The sequence below is a fragment of the Corallococcus sicarius genome (assembly GCF_003611735.1).
Taxonomy (GTDB): domain Bacteria; phylum Myxococcota; class Myxococcia; order Myxococcales; family Myxococcaceae; genus Corallococcus; species Corallococcus sicarius.
Window position 1 is genome coordinate 19,573 of sequence record NZ_RAWG01000099.1, and the last position, 9,678, is coordinate 29,250.

A 9,678-nucleotide genomic window follows, 5' to 3' on the forward strand; every position below is an offset into this window, starting at 1 on the left:
CCCGGATGAGGCGGTCGCCCACCGGATCCGGGCGCGCTATCCTCGAAGGCATGCTCCTGCCCGTCCTCACCGGTGTCTGGCTGTCGCTGTCCGGTGCGCTCGGCACGGAGCTGCGGCGGGACGGCTACAGCTTCCGTCCGCCGGACACGTTCCGGATGACGCGCTGGGAGCGCTATGCCGGCTCGCACGCGGGCGCGGTGTCGGAGGACGGCGCCCGCACGCGCAGCCTGTCCGCGGCGCTGGCGGACGGGGAGGGGCCGGACGCGGCCACGTTCCTCATTGCCGTAGTGGACGGGGGGTTCTCCGCCAGCCCCTCGGAGCGCGACGCGTTCTCCACCGCGGTGGTGCAGCACTTCCAGCGTGAACTGGACGTAGCCCTGACGCCGGAGCGGGTGGACCGCGTGGGCGGGCCCGTGCCCCGGGTGGAGCTATTGGGCACGCTGCGCGAGGCGGGGCAGGTGCGCACGGTGCTGGTGACGGGGCTCGCGTCCGAGGGGCGCCACGCGGTGGTGACCGTGAGCGTGCCGGCGGACCGCTGGGAGGCCATGGCCCCCCGGGTCCGCGCCTCGCTGGAGACCTTCCGCATGGACGCCCCGGTGACGGGGGTCATCTCCAAGCGGCTCGCGGGGGCGCTCGCGGGCACCCTGGCCGGGGCGCTGCTCGTGTCCTACGCCGCGTGGCGCCGACGCCGGCAGGGCGAGGGGACGGCCTCAGCCTAGGAGTCGCGGGGGAGGCGCAAGGGGGGCGCAAGGCATCCCCCGGGGGGCCCGCGCTGGGATACGGTGCCGCGCCCATGTTCTCCCTCCTCCTCGCCGCCGCGCTCGCGCAGGGGCCCATCGCGCCTCCGCCGGGTCCGCCGGCCGTACCGCTGCTGGTGCCGTCGGCGGACGCTGGCATCCCGGACGCGGTGGTGCCGCCGCTGCCGGTGGCCTCGCTGCCTCCCGCCACCCACGAACTGTTCCGCCGCATCCAGGGCCGTGTCGCGCAGGTGCGCATCATCGAGCGCCGCTCCGGCACCAAGTCCTCCATCGGCTCCGCGTTCTTCGTGAGCGCGAAGGGTCACGCCCTCACGAACTACCACGTGGTCTCCGACCTGGTGCTCCACCCGGAGGACTACACGGCGGAGCTGGACCGGGGGGACTCCACGGTGCCGGTGCGCCTGCTCGCGGTGGATGTGGCGAGCGACCTGGCGGTCATCCAGGTGGAGGCCCCCGTCGCGGACTTCTTCAAGCTGGAGGACGGTGAGCCGCCGCAGGGCACGCGCCTGTTCGCCATGGGCAACCCGCGCGACCTGGGCACCACCATCGTGGAGGGCACCTACAACGGCCTCGTGCGCGACGCCCTCTACGAGCGCGTGCACTTCAGCGGCGCCATCAACCCCGGCATGAGCGGCGGGCCCACGCTCAGCGGCGAGGGCGGCGTGGTGGGCGTCAACGTGGCCACCATGGGCAACCAGGTGGGCTTCCTCGTGCCGGTGGCCCGGGCGCGGCTGTTGCTGGACGGCGCGCTGAAGCTCGAAGCCCCGCCGGACTCCGCCGCGCTGATGGCATCCGTGCGCGAGCAGCTGCTGGCCAACCAGCAGCGCATCACCGACCGGCTGATGGCCACGGACCTGCCGAAGCAGGCGCTGGGCGAGTACCGCGTCCCGGGCCGCTGGAGCCCGTTCCTCAAGTGTTGGGGCGACACGCCGCATGATCCGGAGACGCCGTACACCGTGACGAGCTACCAGTGCTCCTCCGAGGAGGACATCTTCCTGTCCTCCAGCCACCGCACGGGCGTGGTGGGCTACCTGCACCAGCACGTGACGAGCCAGAAGCTGGGCGCCATGCGCTTCTCCGCGCTCTACAGCACGCTCTTCTCCCAGGATCCGGATCCGGTGTCCGCCACGCGCGAGGACGTCACCAACTTCCGCTGCAACTCGGAGTTCGTGGACGTGGCCGGCCTCACGGTGCGCGCCGCCATCTGCCTGCGCTCCTACCGCCGCTTCCCGGGCCTCTATGATCTGGTGCTGCGCGCGGCCACGCTGAACGCCTCCACGCACGGCGTGGACACCAGCCTCACGCTGGGCGGCTTCTCCGCGGAGAACGCGCGCAAGCTGGCGCGCCGCTACCTGGAGGGCCTCTCGTGGACGAAGTGATCTTCCTGGAGGTGTTGGAGGGCGACGCCGTCCAGGCCCGCCACCGGCTGGAGAAGCTGCCCGTGACGGTGGGGCGCGGCTACACCAACGACGTCATCCTGGACGACCCCAAGATCTCCGCCGAGCACCTGCGCGTGGAGCGGCGCGAGGACGGCGCGGTGGTGCTGCGCGACCTGGGCAGCGTCAACGGCACGTTCAACGTGCAGCCCTGGGCCCGCCTCGCGGAGATGGTGCTCACGCCGGACGCGCGCGTGGCCCTGGGCGACACGGTGCTGCGCTTCCGGCCGCGCGGCTTCGTGGTGGAGGACACCGTCGTCAACGAGGCCGCCGCCGCCCCGCGCGAGCGCCTCTTCGAACGCCCCCGGGCCTTCGCGCTGACGCTCCAGGCGCTGGTCGCGGTGGCCTTCATCTCCGAACGGGTGACCCAGTTCCAGAAGACGGACTGGGGCGACCTGCTGCTCGGAAGCGTGCTGCCGCTGGGGCTCACGCTCCTGTGGGCCGGAGGCTGGTCGCTGGCGAGCCGCATCGCGCGCCGCAGCTTCTTCTTCCGGGTGCACGCCACCATTGGCGGCATGGTGCTGCTGGGCTTCGCGCTGGCGCCGCCGCTGTTCGCGCTCTTGAGCTTCAGCTTCTCGCTGGGCTCGGGGCTGGGCATCGTCAGGACGCTGCTCATCCTGGGCCTGGTGGGGTGGGGGCTCTACTGGCACCTGCGCTACGTGACGCGGTGGCGCGGCCGGCGCGTGGTGCGCGGGCTCGTCATCGCGTCGGTGGGCGTGCTGGTGCTGACGAACGTGTCGGTGCTGCTGGGCAACGAGGAGTTCAGCGAGGCGCTGGAGTTCCCCCGCTCGCTCCTGCCGCCCGTGCTGCGCGTCGCCCCGGCGCACTCGGTGGACTCGTTCTTCGAGGACGTCACCCCGCTGGCGGAGGACGTGGACGCGCTGGCGAAGGAGGACTGAGCGCGTCCCGGGCGTCCCGGACCTGGGCGCCCCCTACATCCCGCGCACCGCGTGGGGCTTGTAGGGCGCCTCCAGCGCCTTGACCTCCTCCGGCTGGAGCTTGAGGGCCACCGCCTTCACCGCGTCCTCCAGGTGCTCCAGCTTCGTCGCGCCGATGATGGGCGCGGTGACGACGGGCTTGGACAGCAGCCACGCCAGGGCCACCTGCGCGGGCGGCGTCTTTCGCGCTTCGGCCACCTGCTTGAGCGCCTCCACCACGTCCCAGTCCCCGGGCTGGTTGTAGAGCCCCGGCGACAGCGTGTCCGTCTCCGCGCGCGTCGTGGACTCGCGGTCGTCCAGCGACTTGCGCGTGCCGCTGAGCAGCCCCCGGGCCAGCGGGGACCAGGGGATGACGCCCACCCCTTCGGCCTCGCACAGGGGCAGCATCTCCCGCTCCTCCTCGCGGTACACGAGGTTGTAGTGGTCCTGCATGGACACGAAGCGCGCCCAGCCGTTGCGCTCGGAGACGCCCAGCGCGCGCGCGAACTGCCACGCGTACGAGGAGCTGGCGCCCAGGTAGCGCACCTTGCCCTGGCGCACGAGCTGATCCAACGCGGACAGCGTCTCCTCGATGGGCGTGTTCGGATCCATCCGGTGGATTTGATAGAGGTCGATGGTCTCCACCCCCAGCCGCTTGAGGCTCGCCTCGCACGCCTGGGTGATGTTCTTGCGGGACAGGCCGCGCTCGTTCTGCCCGCTGCCGGTGGGGAAGTAGACCTTCGTGGCCAGCACCACCTCGTCCATCTTCGCGTAGCGGCGCAGGGCCCGGCCCGTGACCTCCTCGCTCACCCCATCCGAGTACATGTTCGCGGTGTCGAAGAAGGTGACCCCCAGCTCCACCGCGCGGCGGAAGAAGGGCTGCGAGGCCTCTTCGTCCAGCACCCACGGGCGCCACTTCGGGGTGCCGTAGCTCATGCAGCCCAGGCAGATGCGGGACACCCGCAGGCCGGTGTGTCCCAGGTTGGCGTACTTCATCGGTGCGCTCCTCTTGTGAGCCAGCTCGTGTCGCTGCTTGCGTATGACCCACCATGAGCGTGCGCTTCAACCTCTTGTCACCGGAAGTGAAGGCCAATCCCTATCCCACCTACGCGCGGATGCGCCGCGAGGCCCCTGTCTGTCAGGTGGACCCCGGCGGGATGTGGGCGGTGTCGCGCCATGACGACGTGGTGCGCGTCCTCAAGGACCCCCAGCGCTTCTCCTCCCAGGGCTTCCGCGTGGCCACCAACCCTCCCTGGTTGGGCGGCAATCCCTTCTCGGAGTCCATGCTCACCCTGGATCCGCCCCAGCACGGCCGCCTGCGGGTGCTGGTGCAGAAGGCCTTCGGCGCGGCCGCCATGGCCCGGCTGGAGCCCCGCGTGAGGGAGCTCTGCCGGCAGGCGGTGGCGGACCTGCCCCGGGGCCGCCCGGTGGACATGATGCCCCCCTACGCCCTGCGCATCCCGGCCGCCGTCATCAGCGACCTGCTGGGCCTGGACTCCACGCGCGCCCCCCGCCTGAAGCAGTGGGCGGACCTCATCACCGGCGGCGTCACCACCGTGCGCCCGGAGGAGGAGGACCGCAAGCAGCGCGCCCGCGACGCCGTGGCGGAGCTGCGCGCCTACTTCAACGAGGTGCTGGACGAGCGCGCCCGGACGCCCGGCACGGACCTGGTCAGCGAACTGCAACAGGCCCGCGTGGACGGCGAGGCCCTGTCGCGCGACGAGCTCATCGCCTTCATGGCCCTGCTGCTGGTGGGCGGCATCGAGACGGTGGTGCACCTGCTGGGCGCGTCCCTCGTCGTGCTGCGCGAGCACCCGGAGGTGTGGGCCCAGCTGCGGGTGGACCGCTCGCGCATCCCCGCCTTCATCGACGAGGTGCTGCGCTACGAGCCGCCCGCCCAGGCCGCCCCGCGCCTCACCACCGAGGAGGTGGAGCTGGGCGGCGTGCGGCTGCCCAGGGGCGCCCCGGTGCTGGTGCTCCTGGGCTCCGCCGCGCACGACGAGGCGCACTTCCCGGACGGCGACCGCTTCAACCTGTCCCGCCCCGGCCCGCAGAACCTGCCCTTCGGCCACGGCATCCACTTCTGCCTGGGCGCGCAGCTGGCGCGCATGGAGGGACGGCTGGCCCTGGAGGCCCTGCTGGACGCCTTCCGCCACCTGGAGGCCGGCCCGGAGCCCATGACGTGGCACCGCACGCTGGTGGTGCGCGGGCCCGCCACGCTGCCCCTCGTCCTGCACCCGGACTGAAAGACAACGGGCAGGTCCCCTGGAACCAGGGAACCTGCCCGCGTCACTTCAAGCCTTCGAACCGCCGTGTGCCGCGAAGCTACGCGCGGACTTCCGGAGGCGTGTCCGTGGGAGCCGGCACCGCGGCGGGCTCCTTGAACGGCGAGGTCTCCAGCGCGGCCTTCAGCACTTCATCCATGTGCGTGGCGAAGATGAACTCCAGCTCGTTCTTCGCCTGATCCGGCACGTCGATGAGATCCTTGCGGCAACGCTCCGGCAGGATGACGCGCTTGATGCCCGCGCGGTGCGCCGCCAGGACCTTCTCCTTGATGCCACCCACCGGCAGGACCAGGCCGCGCAGCGTGGCCTCGCCCGTCATCGCCGTGTCGTGCCGCACCCGGATGCCCGTCAGCAGGCTGGTGAGCGCGGTGAGGATGGTGACGCCGGCGGAGGGGCCATCCTTGGGGATGGAGCCCGCCGGGAAGTGCAGGTGCAGGTCCGTCTTCTCGAGGAAGTTCGGGCTGATGCCGAGCGACTCCGCCTTGCTGCGCAGGTAGCTCAGCGCCGCGGTGGCGCTCTCCTTCATCACGTCACCCAGCTGGCCGGTGAGCGTCATGCCGCCCTTGCCCGCCATCTTGGTGGCTTCGATGAAGAGCAGATCGCCGCCCGCCGCGGTCCACGCGAGGCCCGTCGCCACACCGGGGACCTCCGTGCGCTCCGCGACCTCCGAGTAGAACATCTCGGGCCCGAGGATCTCCTTCACGCGCTCCGTCCCGATGGTCTGCTTCTCCAGCTTCCCACCGGCGACCTCCACCGCCACCGCGCGGCAGATGTCCGCGATGCGGCGCTCGAGGTTACGCACGCCGGCCTCGCGGGTGTACGAGGTCGTCAGGATGAGGAGGGCCTCGTCCAGGATCTCGATGTGGTCCCCCGACAGGCCGTGCTCGCGCAGCTGCTTGGGCACGAGGTGGATGCGGGCGATGGCCTGCTTCTCCTCGAACGTGTAGCCCGTCAGCTCGATGATCTCCATGCGGTCGCGCAACGGACCGGGGATGGGATCCAGCTGGTTCGCCGTGGCGACGAACATGACCTTCGACAGGTCGAACGCCACGTCCAGGTAGTGGTCGCTGAACGTGCTGTTCTGCTCCGGGTCCAGCACCTCCAGCAGCGCCGCGCTCGGGTCGCCGCGGAAGTCCGCGCCCAGCTTGTCGATTTCGTCCAGCATCATGACCGGGTTCTTCGTCCCGGCCTTCTTCATGCTCTGGATGAAGCGGCCCGGCAGCGCGCCCACGTAGGTGCGCCGGTGGCCGCGGATCTCCGCCTCGTCACGCACGCCGCCCAGGGACAGGCGCACGAACTTGCGGCCCGTGGCCTTGGCCACGCTCTGGCCCAGCGACGTCTTGCCGACGCCCGGGGGACCGACGAGGCACAGGATGGGCCCGCGCATGTCGTTCTTCAGCTTGCGGACGGCCAGGTACTCCAGGATGCGCTTCTTCACCTTCTTGATGCCGAAGTGATCCTTGTCCAGCTGCTGGCGTGCGTTCTCGATGTCGAGGTTGTCCTCGCTGATCTTCGACCACGGCAGGTCCGCGATCCAATCCAGGTAGGTGCGCGCGACGGTGTACTCGCTGGAGGCCGCCGGGATCGTCTTCAGGCGGTTGAGCTCCTTCTGGGCGACCTTCTCCACTTCCGGGGGGAGGGCGGCCTTCTTCAGGCGCTCCTGCAGCTCGTCGAGCTCCTCCTCCTCCTCGCCCATCTCGCCGAGCTCTTCCTTGATCGCCTTGAGCTGCTGGCGCAGGTAGTACTCGCGCTGGGTCTTCGACATCTCGCCCTTCACGGCGGAGTCGATCTTGTTGGAGAGCTTGAGGATCTCGCGCTTGCGGTTGAGCAGCTCCAGCACGAGCTTCATGCGCGCCTTGAGGTCGACCGTCTCCAGCACGGCCTGCTTCTCCTCGATGGGCACGTCCACGTTCGCGGCGATGAGGTCCGCCAGGTGGCCCGGGTGCGTGATGCTCTCCACCAGCTCCGTGGCGGCGGCGGGCAGCTCGGGCATCAGCTCGATGACCTCGCGCGCCAGCTTCTTCAGGTTGATGCCCAGGGCCTCCACTTCGACGTTCTCAGAGGAGGTCTTGTCCTCCACGGCGTCGACGCGGGCCTTGAGGTAGGGGGCCTCCTGGACCAGCTCCATCACGCGGAAGCGGGCCAGGCCCTGCACCACGAGGGAGTAGTTGTCCTCGCCCATCTTCAACAGCTTCACGATGCGGGCGACAGTGCCCATCGTGTACAGGTCCGACGCGCCCGGATCCTCTTCCTCGGCGCGGCGCTGCGTCACGACACCGATGACCTGGTCGTCGCGAACGGCGTCCTTGATCAGCGCGATCGTCTTCTGGCGGCCGACGGCCAGGGGAAGCACGCCCCCGGGGAAGAAGACGCTGTTGCGCAGGGGCAGGATGGGCAGCACCTGCGGGATGTCTTCCTTGTTGATGAGCCCGGGAGGGGCCATCGCGGTGGGCATGGCGCTGGCCGCCGTGCCCCCCTTCTTCTTCTCGTCAGACATGGAGTTCGGCCTCTTCCTTGCTTAAACCCGGTCAGCAAGCGGCCGGGCCGGTGAACCATCCGGTTGATTTCTGCGACGGATGAACCAACGTAACAACCAAACCGGACATGGCAAACGCGATGTGCGTTATTTCCGTGCCTCGTCGGCTGTACGACGCTCCTCCTCCTAACAGCCCAGAAGTCTCGCGTCTTGAAGAGGGGTGGGGCATGCTCGCCCCCTCTCTGCTTGATGCGGTGCGCGAGTGCGCCCGCCGTATTGGAGGTCGACGTGAAGGCCCACACCTGTGCCCACCTGCTGACGCTGTCCGCGCTCCTGGCGATGGGGTGTCACTCGCCTGTCGACGAGGCGGGCTCCACGGTGCCGGACACCTGTGAGGCGACCCCGCCCGTGGTCGCGCCGCAGAAGACGGACCTCCTGTTCGTCATCGACAACTCGAACTCCATGCAGGAGGAGCAGCAGGCAATCGTGACGGAGCTGCCCGCCTTCCTGGCCGCGCTGAAGGAGGGCAGCGGCGTGGCGCAGGAGTTCCGCGTGGGGGTCATCACCACCTCCGTGTACCAGCGCCTCACGCTGGGCGACGGGACGGACAGCATCCGTTCGTTCCCGGATCAGGCCGGGCGCCTGCAGCCGGTGAAGGACGAAGCCGGGCAGCCCACCGCCGAGCGCTTCATCGAAAGCTCGGACCCGCTGCTCCTGGACAAGTTCCAGCGCCTCGTGGCGCAGGGCACCTCCGGCAGCGGCCAGGAGACGCCCTTCGAGGCCGTGCGGCTGGCGGTCAGCTCTCCGCTCGCGGAGCAGCCCACCGCCGAGGGCGGCAACGCGGGCTTCCTGCGGGATGGCGCGCGCCTGATGGTGGTGGTGGTGTCGGACGAGGAGGACTGCAGCTCCAAGCTGCGGCCGCCGCCGGTGTCGCTGGGGTTGGATCCGTCCGTGGATGCGTGCAGCGACAACGCGGACAAGCTGACGCCGGTGGAGGAGTACTACCAGGACTTCCAGGCGCTGCGTGACAGCCGGGGCGTGTCGCGCGAGGTGCTGTGGGCCACCATCGGGCCGGTGGCGCTGACGGACAAGCGGGCGGAGCTGGTGAAGGAGACGGTGGGCGACAAGACCTACGTGCGCAACGCCGACTGCCCGACCTCGTATGGCCCCGGCTTCCGGCAGTTCGCCCTCGCGACGGAGTTCGACGCGACGCGGGCGAACCTGGACTCCATCTGCAAGAGCGACTACCGGCAGACGCTGATCGGCATCGCGGGGCTCGCCACGGTGGCGCAGAGCATCGACGTGGTGAACCTGCCGGATCCGCGGCTGGCCCTCGTGAACGTCACGCGCGCGGATGGTTCGGTGCAGACGTGCTCGGTGGCGAACGGCGACCTGCGCTACGAGCCCTCCGGGGAGGACCGCTCCGCGCGCCTGTACTTCCTGGGCCCGTGCCTGCGGCGCGTGGGCGACACGAAGGTCGAAGTGAAGGTGCTGTGCGCGGGGTAGCGGGCGGCGGATCCGCTTGAAGCGGGGGTACACGGTGAAGGGCCTCGCGGCGACGCGGGGCCCTTTTTCGTTGCGGGGAAGGTGACCCGGCATGTCCGGTGCCATGTGAAGTCGCACGTGCGGATCCGCGCCTCCTCCCCGAGTGGCGACCCCAACCTGACAGGTTGATCCGGGCGTCCAACCTCGCGCTCGGGTGTCAGACGGCTCCACATACTGGGCAGACATCCGCACCGATGGCGGGTGGGCTTGCGAGGAGGCGACATGGGCGCGGCGGTCGAGCGGTCGGCGGTGGGGGTGGTG

Annotated in this window: 7 protein-coding genes; 5 read left to right on the top strand and 2 right to left on the bottom strand. The window is 70.3% G+C overall.

The window, feature by feature from the left end; translation table 11 throughout:
* The first annotated feature begins 50 nt into the window (after nucleotides 1-50).
* The 3 genes from D7X12_RS17305 to D7X12_RS17315 all read left to right on the top strand — a co-directional run bounded on the left by D7X12_RS17305 (nucleotide 51) and on the right by D7X12_RS17315 (nucleotide 3,093).
* The gene (locus tag D7X12_RS17305) at nucleotides 51-719 is read left to right on the top strand and encodes a hypothetical protein (RefSeq protein ID WP_120626372.1); all 669 of its coding nucleotides are present in this window, start codon (nucleotides 51-53) and stop codon (nucleotides 717-719) included.
* Between the two features lie 74 nt (nucleotides 720-793).
* Nucleotides 794-2,137 (top strand): S1 family peptidase, encoded by a 1,344-nt coding sequence (locus tag D7X12_RS17310; protein WP_120626373.1) that lies wholly within the window; start codon nucleotides 794-796, stop codon nucleotides 2,135-2,137.
* Nucleotides 2,125-3,093, top strand: coding sequence for an FHA domain-containing protein (locus tag D7X12_RS17315; RefSeq protein ID WP_120626374.1), 969 nt, complete (start codon nucleotides 2,125-2,127; stop codon nucleotides 3,091-3,093). The genes D7X12_RS17310 and D7X12_RS17315 overlap by 13 nt, the downstream gene beginning before the upstream one ends.
* Nucleotides 3,094-3,126: 33 nt before the next feature.
* On the opposite strand, the gene D7X12_RS17320 is transcribed toward D7X12_RS17315, so the two are convergent.
* Entirely contained in the window at nucleotides 3,127-4,107 is a 981-nt protein-coding gene (locus tag D7X12_RS17320; protein WP_120626375.1) for an aldo/keto reductase, read from the bottom strand.
* A 53-nt stretch (nucleotides 4,108-4,160) separates the two neighbouring features.
* Between D7X12_RS17320 and D7X12_RS17325 the strand changes: the two genes are divergently transcribed.
* Complete coding sequence (locus D7X12_RS17325) at nucleotides 4,161-5,357, top strand: cytochrome P450 (RefSeq protein WP_120626376.1); 1,197 nt, start codon at nucleotides 4,161-4,163, stop codon at nucleotides 5,355-5,357.
* 79 nt (nucleotides 5,358-5,436) lie between these two features.
* Here the strand turns inward: D7X12_RS17325 and lon are convergent, their stop codons facing one another.
* On the bottom strand, nucleotides 5,437-7,893 hold the full coding sequence (gene lon / locus D7X12_RS17330) for an endopeptidase La (protein ID WP_120626377.1): 2,457 nt from the start codon (nucleotides 7,891-7,893) through the stop codon (nucleotides 5,437-5,439).
* A 267-nt stretch (nucleotides 7,894-8,160) separates the two neighbouring features.
* On the opposite strand from lon, the gene D7X12_RS17335 reads away from it, so the two are divergent.
* On the top strand, nucleotides 8,161-9,378 hold the full coding sequence (locus D7X12_RS17335; RefSeq protein WP_208719104.1) for a vWA domain-containing protein: 1,218 nt from the start codon (nucleotides 8,161-8,163) through the stop codon (nucleotides 9,376-9,378).
* Nucleotides 9,379-9,678 lie beyond the last annotated feature (300 nt).

What these genes read in the sequence shown, in the direction of transcription:
- D7X12_RS17305 (WP_120626372.1), top strand. Translation starts at nt 51, where the DNA reads ATGCTCCTGCCCGTCCTCACCGGTGTCTGGCTGTCGCTGTCCGGTGCG.
- D7X12_RS17310 (WP_120626373.1), top strand. Translation starts at nt 794, where the DNA reads ATGTTCTCCCTCCTCCTCGCCGCCGCGCTCGCGCAGGGGCCCATCGCG.
- D7X12_RS17320 (WP_120626375.1), bottom strand. Translation starts at nt 4,107, where the DNA reads ATGAAGTACGCCAACCTGGGACACACCGGCCTGCGGGTGTCCCGCATC.
- D7X12_RS17325 (WP_120626376.1), top strand. Translation starts at nt 4,161, where the DNA reads ATGAGCGTGCGCTTCAACCTCTTGTCACCGGAAGTGAAGGCCAATCCC.
- lon (WP_120626377.1), bottom strand. Translation starts at nt 7,893, where the DNA reads ATGTCTGACGAGAAGAAGAAGGGGGGCACGGCGGCCAGCGCCATGCCC.